This window comes from Streptomyces sp. AHA2, from assembly GCF_036857595.1.
Taxonomy (GTDB): domain Bacteria; phylum Actinomycetota; class Actinomycetes; order Streptomycetales; family Streptomycetaceae; genus Streptomyces.
On sequence record NZ_JAUQWJ010000001.1, the window covers coordinates 110,807 to 128,841 of the forward strand.

14 protein-coding genes are annotated in these 18,035 nt (G+C 72.6%); 7 read left to right on the forward strand and 7 right to left on the reverse strand.

Features of this window, described 5'->3' with window-relative positions; genetic code table 11:
- Positions 1-30: 30 nt before the first annotated feature.
- Entirely contained in the window at positions 31-2,544 is a 2,514-nt protein-coding gene (locus tag Q5694_RS00565) for a DEAD/DEAH box helicase (RefSeq protein ID WP_333929934.1), read from the reverse strand.
- 144 nt (positions 2,545-2,688) lie between these two features.
- Here Q5694_RS00565 and Q5694_RS00570 point away from each other — a divergent pair, with 144 nt between their 5' ends.
- The gene (locus Q5694_RS00570) at positions 2,689-3,483 is read left to right on the forward strand and encodes a metal-dependent hydrolase (protein WP_333929935.1); all 795 of its coding nucleotides are present in this window, start codon (positions 2,689-2,691) and stop codon (positions 3,481-3,483) included.
- A gap of 21 nt (positions 3,484-3,504) precedes the next feature.
- Here the strand turns inward: Q5694_RS00570 and Q5694_RS00575 are convergent, their stop codons facing one another.
- From Q5694_RS00575 to Q5694_RS00590, 4 genes are all read right to left on the reverse strand, one after another.
- Positions 3,505-3,753 carry a type B 50S ribosomal protein L31 gene (locus tag Q5694_RS00575; protein ID WP_333929936.1) on the reverse strand — a complete coding sequence of 83 codons (249 nt, stop codon included), beginning with the start codon at positions 3,751-3,753 and terminating at the stop codon, positions 3,505-3,507.
- A gap of 93 nt (positions 3,754-3,846) precedes the next feature.
- Positions 3,847-4,317 carry a DUF5709 domain-containing protein gene (locus Q5694_RS00580; RefSeq protein ID WP_333929937.1) on the reverse strand — a complete coding sequence of 157 codons (471 nt, stop codon included), beginning with the start codon at positions 4,315-4,317 and terminating at the stop codon, positions 3,847-3,849.
- A 233-nt stretch (positions 4,318-4,550) separates the two neighbouring features.
- Entirely contained in the window at positions 4,551-6,332 is a 1,782-nt protein-coding gene (locus Q5694_RS00585) for an ABC transporter ATP-binding protein (RefSeq protein ID WP_333929938.1), read from the reverse strand.
- Positions 6,329-8,239 carry an ABC transporter ATP-binding protein gene (locus tag Q5694_RS00590; RefSeq protein WP_333929939.1) on the reverse strand — a complete coding sequence of 637 codons (1,911 nt, stop codon included), beginning with the start codon at positions 8,237-8,239 and terminating at the stop codon, positions 6,329-6,331. Before Q5694_RS00590 ends, Q5694_RS00585 begins: the two co-directional genes overlap by 4 nt.
- Before the next feature lie 192 nt (positions 8,240-8,431).
- On the opposite strand from Q5694_RS00590, the gene Q5694_RS00595 reads away from it, so the two are divergent.
- Complete coding sequence (locus tag Q5694_RS00595) at positions 8,432-9,181, forward strand: hypothetical protein (protein ID WP_333929940.1); 750 nt, start codon at positions 8,432-8,434, stop codon at positions 9,179-9,181.
- A 190-nt stretch (positions 9,182-9,371) separates the two neighbouring features.
- Here Q5694_RS00595 and Q5694_RS00600 read toward each other — a convergent pair whose 3' ends face one another.
- Positions 9,372-9,821, reverse strand: coding sequence for a MarR family winged helix-turn-helix transcriptional regulator (locus tag Q5694_RS00600; protein WP_333929941.1), 450 nt, complete (start codon positions 9,819-9,821; stop codon positions 9,372-9,374).
- Positions 9,822-9,918: 97 nt separating this feature from the next.
- Here Q5694_RS00600 and Q5694_RS00605 point away from each other — a divergent pair, with 97 nt between their 5' ends.
- On the forward strand, positions 9,919-11,721 hold the full coding sequence (locus Q5694_RS00605) for an ABC transporter ATP-binding protein (protein WP_333929942.1): 1,803 nt from the start codon (positions 9,919-9,921) through the stop codon (positions 11,719-11,721).
- Between the two features lie 43 nt (positions 11,722-11,764).
- Positions 11,765-12,610: an endolytic transglycosylase MltG gene (gene mltG / locus Q5694_RS00610; protein ID WP_333929943.1), complete on the forward strand. Its 846-nt coding sequence runs from the start codon at positions 11,765-11,767 to the stop codon at positions 12,608-12,610.
- A 46-nt stretch (positions 12,611-12,656) separates the two neighbouring features.
- Here mltG and Q5694_RS00615 read toward each other — a convergent pair whose 3' ends face one another.
- Complete coding sequence (locus Q5694_RS00615) at positions 12,657-13,733, reverse strand: NAD(P)-binding domain-containing protein (protein WP_333929944.1); 1,077 nt, start codon at positions 13,731-13,733, stop codon at positions 12,657-12,659.
- An 88-nt stretch (positions 13,734-13,821) separates the two neighbouring features.
- Between Q5694_RS00615 and Q5694_RS00620 the strand changes: the two genes are divergently transcribed.
- The 3 genes from Q5694_RS00620 to Q5694_RS00630 all read left to right on the forward strand — a co-directional run bounded on the left by Q5694_RS00620 (position 13,822) and on the right by Q5694_RS00630 (position 18,029).
- Positions 13,822-14,244 (forward strand): secondary thiamine-phosphate synthase enzyme YjbQ, encoded by a 423-nt coding sequence (locus Q5694_RS00620; protein ID WP_333929945.1) that lies wholly within the window; start codon positions 13,822-13,824, stop codon positions 14,242-14,244.
- Positions 14,245-14,425: 181 nt separating this feature from the next.
- A complete protein-coding gene (locus Q5694_RS00625; protein WP_333929946.1) occupies positions 14,426-15,829 on the forward strand; it encodes a cytochrome in 1,404 nt (467 codons plus the stop codon).
- 718 nt (positions 15,830-16,547) lie between these two features.
- Positions 16,548-18,029 (forward strand): MFS transporter, encoded by a 1,482-nt coding sequence (locus tag Q5694_RS00630; protein ID WP_333930540.1) that lies wholly within the window; start codon positions 16,548-16,550, stop codon positions 18,027-18,029.
- Positions 18,030-18,035 lie beyond the last annotated feature (6 nt).

The window sequence follows — 18,035 nt, forward strand, 5'->3', positions numbered from 1 at the left end:
TTTCTCCTGTGTTCGCTGCTGCCGGGCCGGTCAGAGCTGGCCGACGTCGGTGACGCGGACGACCGCGCGGCCCTCGGCGTCCGAGGCGGTGAGGTCGATCTCCGCGCTGATGCCCCAGTCGTGGTCGCCGTTCGGATCGTGGAAGATCTGCCGGACCCGCCACAGGGCGTTCTCCGGCTCCTCCTCGATGATGAGCAGCTTCGGTCCGCGGGCGTCGGGGCCGGTGCCGAGGTCGTCGTACTCGTCCCAGTACGTGTCCATCGCCTCGCCCCACGCCTCGGCGTCCCAGCCGGACTCGGCGTCCATCTCGCCCAGTTCGCCGACCTGGTCGAGGGCGGCCAGTTCGACCCGGCGGAACATGGCGTTGCGGACCAGGACCCGGAAGGCCCGCGCGTTGGCGGTGACGGGCTTGACCTCGTCGGCCTTCTCCTGGGCCTCCTCGGCGGTCATCTCCTCCGGGTTGGCGAGCTGCTCCCACTCGTCGAGCAGGCTGGAGTCGACCTGGCGGACCATCTCGCCCAGCCACTCGATGAGGTCCTGCAGGTCCTCGGACTTGAGGTCGTCGGGGACGGTGTGGTCGAGGGCCTTGTAGGCGCTGGCGAGGTAACGCAGCACGATGCCCTCGGTGCGGGCCAGCTCGTAGTGGGAGACCAACTCGGTGAAGGACAGCGCGCGTTCGTACATGTCCCGGATGACGGACTTCGGCGACAGCGGGTGGTCGCCGACCCAGGGGTGGCTCTTGCGATACGTGTTGTACGCGTGGAAGAGCAGCTCCTCCAGGGGCTTGGGGTAGGTGATGTCCTGGAGGCGCTCCATGCGCTCCTCGTACTCGACGCCGTCCGCCTTCATCTGGGCCACGGCCTCGCCGCGTGCCTTGTTCTGCTGGGCGGCGAGGATCTGCCGCGGGTCGTCCAGGGTCGACTCCACGACGGAGACCATGTCGAGCGCGTACGACGGCGACTCGGGGTCGAGCAGTTCGAAGGCGGCGAGCGCGAACGTGGACAGCGGCTGGTTGAGGGCGAAGTCCTGCTGGAGGTCGACCGTGAGACGGACGATGCGCCCCTCCGCGTCCGGCTGGTCGAGCTTCTCGACGATGCCGCCGTCGAGCAGCGAGCGGTAGATGGCGATGGCCCGGCGGATGTGCCGCAGCTGCTGCTTGCGCGGCTCGTGGTTGTCCTCCAGCAGGCGGCGCATGGCCTCGAACGCGTTGCCGGGCCGGGCGATGACCGACAGCAGCATGGTGTGCGTCACGCGGAACCGGGAGGTCAGCGGCTCCGGTTCGGAGGCGATGAGCTTTTCGAAGGTCTGCTCGGACCAGGCGACGAACCCCTCGGGCGCCTTCTTGCGGACGACCTTGCGGCGCTTCTTGGGATCGTCACCGGCCTTGGCGAGGGCCTTCTCGTTCTCCACGACGTGCTCGGGTGCCTGGGCGACCACGAAGCCCTCGGTGTCGAATCCGGCCCGGCCGGCGCGGCCGGCGATCTGGTGGAACTCCCGGGCGCGCAGGGTGCGCACGCGGGTGCCGTCGTACTTGGTGAGGGCCGTGAACAGCACGGTGCGGATGGGGACGTTGACGCCGACGCCGAGGGTGTCGGTGCCGCAGATGACCTTCAGCAGACCGGCCTGCGCGAGCTTCTCCACCAGGCGGCGGTACTTGGGCAGCATGCCGGCGTGGTGGACGCCGATGCCGTGCCGGACGTAACGGGAGAGGTTGCGGCCGAACTTGGTGGTGAAGCGGAAATTGCCGATCAGTTCGGCGATCTGCTCCTTCTCCTCCTTCGAGCACATGTTGATGCTCATGAGCGCCTGCGCCCGCTCCACCGCCTGCGCCTGCGTGAAGTGCACGATGTAGACGGGCGCCTGCCGGGCCTGGAGCAGATCGGTGAGCGTCTCGGTGAGGGGGGTGTAGCGGTACTCGTAGGACAGCGGCACCGGGCGGGTGGCCGAGCGGACCACCGCCGTGGGGCGGCCGGTGCGACGGGTGAGGTCCTTCTCGAAGAAGGAGACGTCACCGAGCGTCGCCGACATCAGCACGAACTGCGCCTGCGGCAGCTCCAGGATCGGGATCTGCCAGGCCCAGCCGCGGTCACCCTCCGCGTAGAAGTGGAACTCGTCCATCACCACCTGGCCGACGTCCGCGTCCTTGCCGTCGCGGAGCGCGATCGACGCCAGGACCTCGGCGGTGCAGCAGATGACGGGGGCGTCGGCGTTGACCGAGGCGTCACCGGTGAGCATGCCGACGTTCTCGGTGCCGAAGATCTTGCACAGCTCGAAGAACTTCTCCGACACCAGTGCCTTGATCGGTGCGGTGTAGAAGGTGACCTCGTCGCGCGCGAGGGCCGCGAAGTGCGCGCCCGCCGCGATCATGCTCTTGCCGGACCCGGTGGGCGTCGACACGATCACGTTCGCGCCGGAGACCACCTCGATCAGCGCCTCCTCCTGGTGGGGGTAGAGGGTGAGCCCCCGCTCGCCGGCCCACGACTCGAAGGCGTCGTACAAGGCGTCGGGGTCGGCGGTCCGCGGCAGCTGATCGATGAGGGTCACGCCCCCATCTTGCCCGGCCCGGTGCCCGATGCGGGAATCGGCTGCCGCCTTGAAGATCACGAACGCTACGCTGGGGCGCCGACCGCACGTCGGCGCCTCCGGTCAACTGGACAGCGGCACACGAGGAATGGGGCGGGCACGGCCATGATGGGACCAGCACACTCACTGTCGGGCGCCGCCGCCTGGCTCGGCGTCGGTGCGGCCGCGGCCGCCGCCGGGCACCCGATGCCCTGGCCGGTCCTCCTGGTCGGCGCGCTGATCTGCGCCGGTGCCGCCCTCGCCCCTGACCTCGACCACAAGGCGGCCACCATCTCCCGGTCCTTCGGGCCGGTGTCGCGCTGGCTGTGCGAGATCGTCGACAAGCTGTCCTACGCCGTCTACAAGGCGACGAAGAAGCAGGGCGACCCGCGACGCTCCGGCGGCCACCGCACGCTCACGCACACCTGGCTGTGGGCGGTGCTGATCGGGGCGGGCACGTCGGTGGCGGCGATCACCGGCGACCGCTGGGGTGTGCTCGCGGTCCTCTTCGTGCACATGGTGCTGGCCATCGAGGGCCTGCTGTGGCGGGCCACCCGGGGATCCAGCAGCGAGGTCCTGGTGTGGCTGCTGGCCGCGACCACCGCGTGGATCCTCGCCGGCGTGCTGGACCAACCGGGCAACGGGGCGGACTGGCTGTTCACCGAGCCGGGACAGGAGTACCTGTGGCTGGGGCTGCCCGTCGTGCTCGGTGCGATCGTGCACGACATCGGCGACTCCCTCACCGTCTCCGGCTGCCCGATCCTGTGGCCCATTCCCGTCGGCCGCAAGCGCTGGTATCCGGTGGGGCCGCCGAAGTTCATGCGGTTCAGGGCGGGCAGCTGGGTCGAGCTGAAGGTGCTGATGCCGGCGTTCATGCTGCTCGGCGGGGTGGGGTGTGCGGCGGCCCTCAACGTGATCTGAACGCCCGGCGGGCGGCGGGTGTCAGCCGCCGCTGCCGTAGCGCCGCTCGAACGCGGCGACGCGGCCCTCCGAGTCCACCGTGCGGGCCTTGCCCGTGTAGAAGGGGTGGCTCTCCGAGGAGATCTCCACGTCCACGACGGGGTAGGTCTCGCCGTCGTCCCACTCGATGGTGTGGTCGCTGGTGGCGGTGGACCGGGTGAGGAACGCGTACCCGGCGGCGCGGTCGCGGAAGACGACGGGGTGGTAGTCGGGGTGCTTGTCCTGCTGCATGGATGCTCCTCGTGCGACTCGTGCGACTCGTGCGACGCGGGCGACGCGGGCGACGCGGCGGCTTGAGGGCGGCCGGCGGGGCGTGGCCCCCGGTCAGCCGGGCAGGGCGTCCTCGTCGACGATGTGCACGGCGGCCTCCTCGGCCGACGCCGCGGCTCCGTCGATGCCCACGTCCAGGGCGACCAGTGCGGCCTCCTCGTCCTCGTGGGCGCCCTCGTCGGGGGCGACCAGCCGGCCGGAGCGGACTGCGCCGACCTCGTTGTCCAGGAGTTCCCCGTCGGTGCCCTCGCAGTCCCCGAGACCGTCGCCGCCGTAGGCCGCGCCGTCCGGGAGCTCCTCCGCGAGGCGTTGGTCGAGCGTCTCGCCGCGCAGCCGCTCGGCCGCCGTGACGCCCAGGTGCTCGACGGCCCAGGGCCGCTCCGGAGGGGACCAGCCCCGGTCGAGGGGATCGTCGACACCGTCGTAGTCCAGGGTGTCCTCGGAGTCGAGCACCCCCGTGTCCTCTCTCTGCTCGTTCTGTTCCGGCTGGTAGACGTCGTCTCCCCAGCCGTCGGAGCTGCTCACGGGTACCTCCAGGGGGTGGGGACGGCCCCGCTCGCACCAGGGCCGCGCCGGCCGCCGCCGCACCGGACGGGACACCGGCCTGTGCCCTCGGCTGAACCGGGGCGCACGGGGCGCCGCCGCTGCCGCGCCCCTTCGGGCTTCCCCGAGCCGGTGCCTGCTTCCAGACTTCCACCGAGCCTCGGGACCGCGCAACGCCAGGGTGTCCGCGTCGGCCGCGCCCGCCGCGTCACCGCTCACCCGTGCCAGGACCGCCACAGGGCCGCGTACGCACCGTCCGCCGCGACCAGCTCGTCGTGGCTGCCCAGTTCGCTGATCCGCCCGTTCTCGACCACGGCGATGACGTCCGCGTCGTGCGCGGTGTGCAGCCGGTGGGCGATGGCGACGACGGTGCGGCCGTCGAGGACCCGGGCCAAGGAGCGTTCCAGGTGGCGGGCGGCGCGCGGGTCGAGCAGGGACGTCGCCTCGTCGAGGACCAAGGTGTGCGGGTCGGCCAGCACCAGGCGGGCCAGCGCGATCTGCTGGGCCTGGGCGGGCGTGAGTGCCAGGCCGCCCGAGCCGACCTCGGTGTCCAGGCCGTCCTCCAGCGCCCGGGCCCAGCCGTCCGCGTCGACCGCGCCCAGCGCGGCCCACAGCTCGGCGTCGAGGGCCCCGGTCCTGGCCAGCCGGAGGTTGTCGCGCAGGGAGCCCACGAAGACGTGGTGCTCCTGGTTGACCAGGGCCACGTGCTCACGGACGCGTTCGGCGGGCATCCGGGACAGCTCCGCCTCGCCCAGGGTGATCCGGCCGTCCCGGGGCGCGTAGATGCCGGCGAGCAGCCGCCCCAGCGTGGACTTGCCCGCGCCCGAGGGACCGACCAGGGCCAGCCGGGTGCCGGGGGAGACCTCGAGGGACACCTTGCGCAGGACGTCCACCCCCTCCAGGTAACCGAAGTGCACCCGGTCGGCGTGCACGTGCCGTCCCTCGGGGGCCACCGTGTGGTCGCCCCGGTCGGGCTCGATGTCCCGCACGCCGACCAGCCGGGCCAGGGACACCTGGGCCACCTGCAGCTCGTCGTACCAGCGCAGGATCAGCCCGACCGGGTCGACGAGCATCTGGGCGATGAGCGCTCCGGTGGTGAGCTGGCCGACGTCGATCCACCCCTGCAGGGCGAACACGCCGCCGATCATCAGCACCGAGGCCAGGACGGTGAAGTGGGTGACGTTGATGACCGGGAAGAGCACCGAGCGCAGCCAGAGCGTGTACCGCTCCCAGGCGGTCCACTCCCGGATCCGGCGCTCCGACAGCGCGATGCGGCGCTCGCCGAGGCGGTGAGCCTCGACGGTGCGCCCGGCGTCGACGGTCTCGGCCAGCGCGGCGGCCACGGCGGCGTACCCGGCGGCCTCCGAACGGTAGGCCGAGGGCGCCCGCCGGAAGTACCAGCGGCAGCCGGCGATCAGCAGCGGCAGGGCGACCAGCACGGCGAGAGCCAGCGGCGGCGCGGTCACGACCAGTCCGCCCATCAGCAGGACCACCCACACCACACCGATCGACAGCTGAGGCACGGCCTCGCGCATCGCGTTGCCCAGCCGGTCGATGTCGGTCGTGATCCGCGACAGCAGATCGCCGGTCCCGGCCCGCTCCAGCACGCCGGGCGGCAGTCCGACCGACCGGACGAGGAAGTCCTCGCGCAGGTCGGCCAGCATCCGCTCGCCCAGCATCGCGCCCCGCAGCCGCACCTGGCGGACGAACAGGGCCTGCACGATCAGCGCGGCCAGGAAGAGACCCGCGGTGAGTTCCAGCCGCAGCTCGCGTGCCCCGTCGGAGACCCGTTCCACGAGCCCGCCCAGCAGCCACGGCCCGGCCATCGAGGCGACGACGGCCACGGTGTTCACGGCGACCAGGGCCGCGAACGCGCGCCGGTGCCGGCGCAGCAGTTCGGTGACGTAGGCGCGGACGGTCGCGGGGGCGCCGACCGGCAGGGTGCTCGCCGTCGTGGGAGCCGCCGGGTCGTGGGCCGGTGGTGCGACGCCGATCATGCCTTCTCCTCGATCTCTTCCAGCTTGCGCATCACGTCCGCCTCGATCAGCTCCGCCCGCAGCACGTCGGCCCGAGGGCCGTCGTCCTGCGCACGGCCGGCCGGCCGTGCGTCCTCCCGGTGCACGTCCGCCGGGACGGCCGAATGCCCGGAGCGGGCCGATCGGCCCGGCGCCGCGCCGTCCGTCTCGCGCGTGACCACCGCCCGGTAGCGGAGTTCGCTGAGCACCAGCTCCCGGTGGGTCCCGGTCGCCGCGACCTCGCCCTCGTGCAGGAAGACGACCCGGTCGGCCCGGTCCAGCAGCAGCGGGGAGGAGGTGAAGACCACCGTCGTGCGCCCCGCGCGCACCTCTCGCAGGCCCGCGGCGATCCGGGCCTCGGTGTGCGAGTCGACGGCCGAGGTCGGCTCGTCCAGCACGAGGACCTGCGGGTCCGTGACCAGTGAACGGGCGAGTGCGAGCCGCTGGCGCTGACCGCCGGACAGGGACCGGCCGCGTTCGGTGATCCGCGCGTCCATGGGGTCGTCGGCGTCCAGCGAGCCCTGCACCAGTGCCGCCAGCACGTCGTCGCACTGCGCGGCCGCCAGGGCCCGCCGGGGCTCGACCTCGCCCGAGGCGGGTACGTCGAGCAGTTCCCGCAGTGTGCCCGACAGCAGCACCGGGTCCTTGTCCTGGACCAGGACGGCCGACCGGGCGTCGTCCAGCGGGAGTTCGTCCAGCGGCACGCCGCCGAGCAGGACGGAAGTGCCCTGCTGCGACGGGTGCCCGCCCAGGCGTTCCGCCAGCCGGCCCGCGATGTCCGGGTCGCCGCACACCACCGCCGTGAGCTGTCCGGCGGGGGCGAGCAGCCCGGTCTGCGGGTCGTGCAGGTCTCCGCAGAGGGCACCGGCCGTCCGCGTGCCCGTGCTGTCCGTCGCCCGCTCCAGCCGCAGCACACCCGCGGCACGCCGTGCGGAGGGCCGGGAGAAGGAGTACGCCATGGCGATCTCCTCGAAGTGGCGCAACGGGTAGCTGAGAATCATCACCGAGCTGTAGACGGTGACCAGTTCACCGACGGTGATCCGGCCCTGGCGCGCCAGGTGCACGCCGTACCAGACGAGGCCGACCAGCAGCAGCCCGGGCAGCAGCACCTGGATCGCGGAGATCAGGGCCCACATGCGGGCGCTGCGCACGGCCGCGTGCCGGACCTCCTGGGAGGCGTCGCGGTAGCGGTCGAGGAACAGTTCCTCGCCGCCGATGCCGCGCAGCACGCGCAGGCCGGCGACGGTGTCGGAGGCCAGCTCGGTCGCGCGGCCCGCCTTCTCGCGCTGCACGTCGGCCCGCCGGGTGGCGCGCGGCAGCAACGGCAGCACGGCCAGGGCCACCACGGGCAGGCCCGCGGCGACGACCACGCCGAGCGCGGGCTGGTGGATCAGCAGCGCGGCGCAGACCAGCACGACGGTGACGACGGCCGCGGTGAACCGGGACAGGGCCTCCACGAACCACCCGATCTTCTCCACGTCGCCCGTGGAGACCGCCACCACCTCGCCGGCGGCCACCCGACGGGTGAGCGCCGAGCCCAGCCGGGCGGCCTTGCGGGCGAGGAGCTGCTGCACCCGGGCCGCCGCCGTGATCCAGTTGGTGACGGCGGCGCGGTGCAGGAAGGTGTCGCCGACCGCGCTTCCGGCGCAGGCCAGCGCCAGCAGGCCGCCCGCCAGGGCGAGTTGCGACCCGGAGCGGTCGACGACGGCCTGCACGGCGACGCCCACGCAGAACGGCAGCGCGGCGACGCAGGTGAAGTGCAGCAGGCCCCAGGCGAGCGCCTTCACCTGCCCGCCCAGCTGGTTCCGGAACAGCCACCACAGGAAGCGTGAACCCGAACGCGTGTCCGGCACGCCCGGGTCGGGATACGGAAGGTCTTGGATCTGCATGACGTCCCAGGGGCTCGTGTCAGGCGGGAGGGGGAGGGGGAGGGTGCGGGCCGAAGGCTGCAAACCGTGACAGGTTCGCGTTGCGACGCGGCCGGAGGCAAACGGTTTTCCCGCCGACGGCCGGATGGACCACGACGGTTGCGGGTGCGACCCGGTCCGCTTCCGCCCGGAGCGCGGTGCGACCATGGAGCGATGCACAGTGGTGGCGTACGACGAGCGGTGACCGCGACGACGGCCCTCGCCGCTTTCCTGACGGCTCTGTCCGCCTGCGGTGGCGCGGGAAGCGGCGGTGGGAGGGACGCCGAGCGCCCGGCGACCCCCACCCACGGGGCCGCGGCCGATCCGACACAGATCCCCGGCGTCGGCGACCGGCTCCAGCGGCGGATCCCGTCCGGCTCCCGCCAGGTCGTCGCGGTCTACGGCGACGGGAAGGACTCCGCCGACTCCACGGTCGTCCTGTACACCAGGCACGGCTCGACCTGGCAGCGGGAGCGCGGCTGGGCCGGGCACAACGGCAAGAAGGGCTGGACCACCGATCACCGGGAGGACGACGACCGCAGCCCGGTGGGAGTGTTCACCCTGAGCGACGCCGGCGGTGTGCTGCCGGACCCGGGCTCCCGGCTCCCGTACACCCGCTCCGCCGCCTTCGCCGCCCCGCGTTGGTGGGCCAAGTCGCACTGGCACGACTTCGACCACGTCATCGCCATCGACTACAACCGCGTCAAGGGCACCCCGCCGAACGATCCGACCCGCCCCGAGGGCCGGCAGAAGGGTGGCGGAATCTGGCTGCACATGGACCACGGCAGCGGCACGTCGGCCTGCGTCAGCGTGCCCAGGTCGGCGATGAGGTATCTGCTGCGCACGCTCGACCCGCGACAACAGCCCGTGGTGGTGATGGGGGACAGGGCGGACCTGGCGGAGCCCGCCTCATTGCGCGGGTGACCGGGCACCCGTGGAGCGGGAGCACCGGGTCGACACCGAGGCACCGCCGGTGAGCGCGACCGGTCGTGGGGTTGGCACGGCTGCCACGACCGCACCCTCGCGACCGAGCAGGGGGTGCTGACCGCAGGCCGCGGCCGGTGCTGACCGGGAGATGCCGTTCGCCCCGCAGCCGCAGGAGCGCCGCGCGCGGTCAGCAGCGTTCCTGCGGCGTCCCGTCGATCAGCGTGTCCAGCAGCTCGCCCAGCGTCCCGCGCTGGTCCTCCGTCAGCGGAGCGAGGATCTCCTCCGCCGCCGACCTGCGCACGGCGTGCAGTTCGCGCAGCGTGGACCGGCCCTCGTCCGTGAGCTCGATGCGGATGACGCGCCGGTTGGCCGGGTCGGGGACCCGCCGCACCTTCCCGCTCGCCTCCAGTCCGTCCACCAGGGTCGTCACGGCGCGCGGCACCACCTCCAGCCGCTCGGCCAGATCGGCCATGCGCGGCGGCGAGCCCCAGTGCGCGAGGGTGCGCAGCAGGCGCGACTGGGCCGGTGTGACGCCCAGTCCGCGCTGCTGCAGATGGCGCTTCTGGATGCGGTGCACCCGGCGGGTGAGCCGCAGCAACTGCTCGGCGAGGAGTCCGTCGGGATCGGGCGTGGTCATGCGGGAACAATATCAGGATGCTGTTCATTGTGAGTTTAGGTAACAATGAACGCGATCCCTCCGCCGGACCCCGGCGGCATCACCCGCGAAGGAGCCCATGCGTCCCGACCACGTCCCCGCCTGGACCCCGCCCGAGGGCATGCAGGAGCAGCCCCGGCAGGTCCGCCGCATCCTCGGTCTATTCCGTCCCTACCGGGGCCGCCTCGCGATCGTCGGCCTGCTGGTCGGCGCCGCGTCGCTCGTCTCGGTCGCCACGCCCTTCCTGCTGAAGGAGATCCTGGACGTCGCGATCCCGCAGGGGCGCACCGGCCTGCTCAGCCTGCTCGCCCTCGGCATGATCCTCAGCGCCGTCCTCACCAGCGTCTTCGGGGTCCTGCAGACCCTGATCTCCACGACCGTCGGCCAGCGTGTCATGCACGACCTGCGCACCGCCGTCTACGGCCGGCTCCAGCGCATGTCCCTGGCGTTCTTCACGCGCACGCGCACGGGTGAGGTGCAGTCGCGCATCGCCAACGACATCGGCGGCATGCAGGCCACCGTCACCTCCACGGCGACCTCCCTGGTCTCCAACCTGACCAGCGTGGTCGCCACGATCGTGGCGATGCTCGCCCTGGACTGGCGGCTGACGATCGTCTCGCTGCTGTTGCTGCCGGTCTTCGTGTGGATCAGCCGCCGCGTCGGCGACGAACGGCGGAAGATCACCACGCAGCGCCAGAAGCAGATGGCGGCCATGGCCGCCACGGTCACCGAGTCGCTCTCCGTCAGCGGCATCCTGCTGGGGCGGACCATGGGCCGCTCCGACTCCCTGACGAGGACCTTCGCCGACGAGTCAGAGGAACTCGTCGACCTGGAAGTGCGCTCGAACATGGCCGGCCGGTGGCGCATGGCCGTCATCACCGTCGTCATGGCCGCCCTGCCCGCCGTCATCTACTGGACCGCCGGCATGGCCCTCCGGCTGGGCGGCCCCGAGGTGTCCATCGGCACGATCGTGGCGTTCGTCTCGCTCCAGCAGGGCCTGTTCCGCCCCGCCGTCAGCCTGCTGTCGACCGGGGTGCAGATCCAGACCTCGCTCGCGCTGTTCCAGCGCATCTTCGAGTACCTCGACCTGCCGATCGACATCACCGAGCGCCCGGACCCGGTCCGCCTCGACCGCGTCGAGGGCGAGATCCGCTTCGAGAACGTCTCGTTCGGCTACGGCGACAAGGGCGGTCCGATCCTGGACGGCGTCGACCTCACCGTGCCGGCCGGCGGCAGCCTCGCCGTGGTCGGCCCGACCGGCGCCGGCAAGTCCACGCTCGGCTACCTGGTGCCCCGCCTGTACGACGTGACCGGCGGCCGCGTCACCCTCGACGGGGTCGACGTGCGCGACCTCGACTTCGGCACCCTGGCGCGGGCGGTCGGCGTCGTCTCGCAGGAGACGTACCTCTTCCACGCCTCGGTCGCCGACAACCTGCGCTTCGCCAAACCCGACGCCACCGACGAGGAGCTCCGGCGGGCGGCGAAGGCGGCGCAGATCCACGACCACATCGCGTCCCTGCCCGACGGCTACGACACGGTCGTCGGCGAGCGCGGACACCGCTTCTCCGGTGGTGAGAAGCAGCGTCTGGCCATCGCCCGCACCATCCTGCGCGACCCGCCGGTCCTCATCCTCGACGAGGCCACCAGCGCGCTGGACACCCGTACCGAGGCGGCCGTCCAGGAGGCGATCGACGCCCTGTCGGCGAACCGCACGACGCTGACCATCGCCCACCGGCTGTCCACGGTGCGGGGCGCCGACCAGATCGTCGTGCTCGACGCGGGGCGCGCGGTCGAACGCGGCAGTCACGAGGAGCTGCTGGAGCAGGACGGCCGGTACGCCGCCCTCGTGCGCCGGGACGCCCGACTGCAGACGACAAAATGAAAATATGCCGGGTTTGTGACGATATGCGGGTTACCGTGCCCGCATGCAGAAGAACACTCCGCCACGGAGCACGATTCGACTGACGCGCCGGGGCCGCATCGCCCTCGTCGTGACCGGAGCCGTCGTGGTCGGTACCGCCGTGGCGGTGCCGCTGCTGACCCTGACGCCCGAGGAGGACCCCCGGCCCACGGCCCTGGTCGTCCCGGAGGGCTGGCGGGCGAGCCAGGTCTACGCGGCCGTCGACAAGGCCCTCGAACTTCCCGCGGGCAGTACGAAGAAGGTCGCCGCGAAGGCCGCGCTGAAGCTGCCGAACGACGCCGACGGCAACCCGGAGGGCTATCTCTTCCCGGCGACGTATCCGCTGGGCGACAAGACGACGCCCGAGAAACTGCTGTCGCTGATGGTCGACACCGCGAACGAGAAGTTCAACGGCGCGCCCATCGCCGCGGGGGCCCAGCGCAACGCCATGAACGTCTACCAGGCCGTCACCATCGCCAGCATCGTCCAGGCGGAGGCGGCCACCAAGGCGGACATGGGCAAGGTCGCCAGGGTCGTCTTCAACCGCCTGGAGCGCGGCATGCCCCTGCAGATGGACTCCACGCTCAACTACGCCCTCGGCCGCTCCACCCTCCGCACGACACTGCGCGACACGCGACTGGACAGCCCCTACAACTCGTACCAGCGCATGGGGCTGCCGCCCACGCCCATCGACAACCCCGGTGAGCAGGCGATGCGCGCGGCCGTCGACCCGCCCCCGGGCGACTGGCTGTACTTCGTCACCGTCCGTCCGGGCGACACCCGCTTCACCGCCGACTACCGGGAACACCAGCGCAACGTGGCCGAGTTCAACGCCCGGCAGAAGAGCGCGCAGGCGCGGGCGGCGGGGTGAGGCGACGGCGGCGCGGCGAGGTGAGGGCGGCCGGCCCGACGCGGCCTCACGCGGCAGCCGGCTCCCGGTCCAGCAGGCGCCGGATGTCGCGGACCGCCGCGCGGCCCGCCCGGTTGGCCCCGATCGTGCTGGCCGAGGGGCCGTAACCGACCAGGTGGATCCGCGGGTCGGCGGCCGTGCGCGTGCCCTCCATGCGGATGCCGCCGCCCGGGCCCCGCAGCCGCAGCGGTGCCAGGTGGTCGATCGCGGCGCGGAAGCCGGTGGCCCAGAGGATGACGTCGGCGTCGACGTGCCGGCCGTCCTTCCACTCCACGCCCGTGGGGGTGATGCGGTCGAACATCGGCTGCCGGTCGAGCACACCTTCCCGAATGCCCCGCCGGATCGTGTCGTCGAGCGGCAGGCCGGTGACCGAGACGACGCTGCGGGGCGGCAGTCCCCGCCGCACGCGTTCCTCGACGAGCGCGACCGCCGCCCGGCCGGCGTTCTCGTCGAAGGGCCCCTCGCGGAACACGGGCGGACGCCGCGTCACCCAGGTGGTGGCCGCCGCGTGACCGGCGATCTCCAGCAGGTGCTGGGTGCCCGAGGCACCCCCGCCCACCACGACGACCCGCTGCCCGGCGAACGCCTCGGGCCCGGGGTACTGCGCCGTGTGCAACTGCCGCCCGCGGAAGAGCTCCTGCCCCGGGTAGCGCGGCCAGAACGGCCGGTCCCAGGTGCCGGTGGCGTTGATCAGGGTCCGCGTCGACCAGTCGCCGTCCGAGGTCTCCACCCGGAGCCGGCCGCCGGCGCCCTCGCGCACGGCCCGCACCTCGACGGGGCGCCTGACCCGCAGGTCGAAGACCCGCTCGTAACGGTCGAAGTACTCGCTGATCACCTCGGCGGACGGCCGCGCGGGGTCGGCGTCCGTGAGCTCCATGCCCGGCAGCGCGTGCATCCCGTGCACCTTGCCGTAGGTGAGCGACGGCCAGCGGAACTGCCAGGCGCCCCCCGGGCCGGGGGAGTGGTCGAGCACGACGAAGTCGCGGTCCGGCTCGAAGCCGGAGCGCCGCAGGTGATAGGCGGCCGCCAAGCCCGCCTGGCCCGCCCCTGTGACGACCGTCTCGACCTCACGCAGGTTGTTCACGCTTCTACCAACGTTGCCGGGGGGCGTGGATCTTCCCACCGGGCGGGGTGACCGGGCGGACGAGGGCGCATGGGCCAGGATGGAGGGCATGTCTGATGCCTTCACCACTCGAGTCCTGAACGTCAGCACCGGATCCACGGAGAGGGTCCTCGACATCACCGGCGACTGCGAGGCCTTCCTGCGCGAGGCCGCCGCCGGGCGCGACGGCCTGCTCAACGTCTTCGTCCCGCACGCCACCGCCGGGATCGCGGTCCTGGAGACAGGCGCCGGCAGCGACGACGACCTGCTGTCCGCGCTGCACACCCTGCTGCCCGCCGACGACCGCTGGCAGCACCGGCACGGCAGTCCCGGCCACGGCCGCGACCACGTCCTGCCCGCGCTCGTCCCGCCCCACGCGACCCTGCCGGTCGTCGACGGCCGGCTGGAGCTGGGCACCTGGCAGTCGGTGTGCCTGGTGGACACCAACAAGGACAACCCGGACCGGAAGGTGCGCCTGAGCTTCCTGGGATGAGCCCGCCGGCGTCCTGGCGCCAACTCGCCCGTGACCGGCGCCCGATGCGTGAAACGAGGGCGGTCTCCGGTACCCCACCCCGTCGCCGCCCGCCGGTTGGGACTCGGGTAGGGTCCCCACCGTTTCCGGTCACCGCCTGACGGTGATCCGGTACAGGGCGTGTTCGAAGGGTGGCAGGGCAGTGGACTCCCAGTGGGACGACGGCGGATCCGTGGACGTGGACGGCACCGGGCTGGAGACCCTGAATCCCGAACCGCTGCTGACCCGGGACTACGAGACGCGCCCCGCACTCGTCTACGAGCGGCTGCGGGAGCGGCACGGCCCGGTCGCCCCCGTCGACCTGCTGGGAGTGCCCGCCTGGCTCGTCCTCGGCTACCGCGAGGCGCTCCAGGTCCTCCAGGACGACGACCGCTGGCCCAAGGGCCTGGAGAACTGGCGCGCCCGCTCCGAGGGCCGGATCCCGGCCGACTGGCCGCTCGGTCCGTCCCTGGAGGTCAACCACGTCCTGATCCAGGGCGGACCCGGCTACCGCCCCCTGCGCACGGCCTGGGACGCCGCCCTCAAACCCTTCCAGGACCCGCGACACCCGCAGGCCAAGCGCCTCAGGTCCGCCGCCACGGCCTACGCGGACGACCTGATCACGCTGATCGCGCAGGGCGGCAGCACCGGCGTGGCCGACCTGTCCGCCCAGTTCTCCCGGCCGTTGCCGCTGATGGTGGCCAGCCACCTGCTCGGCTTCCCCGGATCGCAGGGCGACGACGCCCTGATGGACATGTGGCGGGTGCTGGACGCGGGCCCGGACGCCGAGGCCGCCCTGGAGCGCCTGCTGGCGGCCCTGGCGGAATTGGCCGCGCTGAAGCGGCAGAAGCCGGGCGACGACTTCCCCTCGTACCTGCTGGCCGCGCACCCCGACCTGTCGCTCGACCAGTTGGCCCGTGAGCTGTTCATGCTGCTGGGCATGACCTCCGACCACGTCGGCATCCTGATCTCCAACACGGTCGTCGAGGTCGTCTCGGGCGAGGGCGGGGTGCGGGCCAGCCTGTCCGCCGGGATGGTCCGGGAGACCATGAACCGGGTGGTCATGCGCAAGCCGCCCCTGGTGAACTTCGTGCCGCGCTTCGCCGCCGAGGACACCGGCCTGGGCGCCTACACGATCCGGGCCGGTGACCCGGTGTGGGTCTCCTCGGCCGCCGCGCACGCCGACCCGCTCTTCGCCGGCCACGTCGCCTCCGGCACCGCCGTCAGCACCCGGGCGCACCTGTCGTGGGGCGCCGGCCCCCGCCAGTGCCCGGCCCGGGAGCTGGCGTCGACGGTGGCCGCGGCCGGGGTCGGGTGCCTCGCCGAGCGGTTCGACCACCTCGACCTCGCCCTGCCCGCCGACCAACTGCCGTGGCGCTCCTCACCGTTCATGCGAGGGTTGCGTTCCCTGCCGGTGCGCTACGCGCTCGCCCCGGCACCGCCCGTGCGGCCGGTGGCGGACGAGCCGGTGCCGGGAGCAGCCGCGGAGGACCTGCCCGATCCGTCGGCCCGGCAGCGCTCCTCGCTGTGGCGTTACCTGACCGGTCTCATCCGCGGCGGCCGCTGACACCCGGCCCCGGGGACGAGGACCCGGTTCCGGGCGGGGCGAGCCGAACGCCCATCCCGTACCGGCGTGCCTGCCGGGGCGGGGGGCGACGGCTCCCCGTCGAAGACGTGACAGGCGGTGCTGGTCGGCGGCCTGCCCCCTCTGCCATGCTCGTGGCAGACCCCGGGACCGAGCGCGAGGGCCCGCGGGGGTGGGGCCGGGCAGGTACACCTCGATGACCTGCCCGGCCGCTCCTCGGCCCGGGGGCGTTCAGGGTCGCTCCCGGGCACGCGGGGCCGCAAGGGGCCGGGCGTTCAGACCGAGCCCGACTCGGTGCGCTCCGGACGGCGTCGATGCGGTTGCGGCCGCCCGTCTCGCGTGATCGCGGGCAGGTCGTTGCGGACCGTCGCCACGGACCGGCACAGCCGCCCGGCGATCCCCCGCGACGGCGTGCGTCGGCGGTCAGCCGCAGCACCTCCACCTCGCGCGGGGTCGCCGGATTCCCGCCCGCGTCCGGCGCCGCCGGCGCGAACGCCGGGTCCACGAACCGCCCCCGCGCACCGGTGGGGCGGGACCTTCGGCACCGGCCGACCGGCACCCGGTCACGCCCCGGGCCGGTCGAGTGGTGAGGCCCAGGAGGCGGGCGTACCGTCGAACGGTGGACACCGCAGGCAGCAGCCCGCAGCCGGCCGCACCACAGGCGACCACCACCAGCGAACCCGGTGGTGGTGGAAGCGCGATGGCGCTTCTGGTCATCGCCTCGTGTCAGCTGATGGTGGTTCTCGACATCACGATCGTCAACATCGCGTTGCCGCACATCCAGAGCGACCTCGACTTCTCCACCACGAGCCTGTCGTGGGTGGTGAACGCCTACACGCTCACCTTCGGGGGCCTGTTGCTCCTCGGAGGCCGGGCCGGCGACATCCTGGGCCGGCGGCGCGTGTTCATCTTCGGCGTGCTTCTCTTCGTGTTGGCCTCCCTGCTCGGCGGGTTCGCCCAGAACTCCGGCCAACTCCTCGGCGCACGCGCCCTCCAGGGTGTGGGCGGCGCCATCGCGTCCCCGACCTCCCTCGCGCTGATCAGCACCACCTTCCGCGAGGGACCGGAACGCAACCGCGCCTTCGGGGTGTTCGCCGCGGTCTCGGCGGGCGGCGGCGCGATCGGCCTGCTGGCCGGCGGGATGCTGGTGGAGTGGCTCAACTGGCGCTGGGTGCTGTTCGTCAACGTGCCCATCGGGCTGCTCATCGTGCTCGCCACCCCCAAGTGGATCCGCGAGTCCGAACGCCACCCCGGCCGCTTCGACGTCACCGGAGCCCTCACCTCCACCGCGGGCATGGTGCTGCTCGTCTACGGCTTCATCCGGGCCGCGCAGGACGGCTGGCGGGACCCCCTCACCCTGGCCTCCTTCGCCGGAGCGGTCGTGTTGCTGATCGCCTTCATCCTGGTGGAGCGGCGCTCCAGGCAGCCCATCACGCCGCTGCACATGTTCGCCGACCGCAACCGTGCGGGCACCTACGGCATCATGCTGTGCCTGGCCGCCGCGATCTTCGGGATGTTCTTCTTCCTGACGCTGTTCGTGCAGAACGTGCTGGGCTTCAGCCCCTTGGCCGCCGGTCTCGCCTTCCTGCCGGTCAGCGCGGTCATCGCCGTCGGCGCCGGACTGGCCTCACGGTTCCTGCCCGTCTACGGGCCCAAGCCGTTCATGGTGACGGGCGCGATCCTGGCGGCGGCCGGCCTGGCCTGGCTCACCCTGACCGACGTGCACTCCACCTACGCGGGCAGCGTCCTCGGCCCGATGCTGGTCTTCAGCCTCGGCATGGGCATGGAGTTCGTCTCGCTGACCTTGATGGCCCTGTCCGACGTGCCCGCCCCCGAGACCGGCGCGGCCTCCGGGCTCCTCAACGCCACCCAGCAGGTGGGAGGTTCCCTCGGGCTGTCCATCCTGGTGACGATGTACGGCACGGCCAGCACCGACGAGGCCGGGAAGCAGGTCCCCGACTTCCTGCGCCAGGCGACGCCGGTGGAACGGCTGCGGTTCGAGCGCACCGGGCAGCTCCCCAAACCCTGGTCCGACGAGATCCTCACCGCCGGCGTCTCGTCCGCGTTCGTCATGGCGGCCGTCTTCACCGCCGTGGCCGCGCTGATCGCCCTGGTCGTCATCCAGGTCCGCCCTTCCGACCTGGAACGGCTCAAGGGCGGACCGGCACCCGGTCCCCTGTGAGCCGGC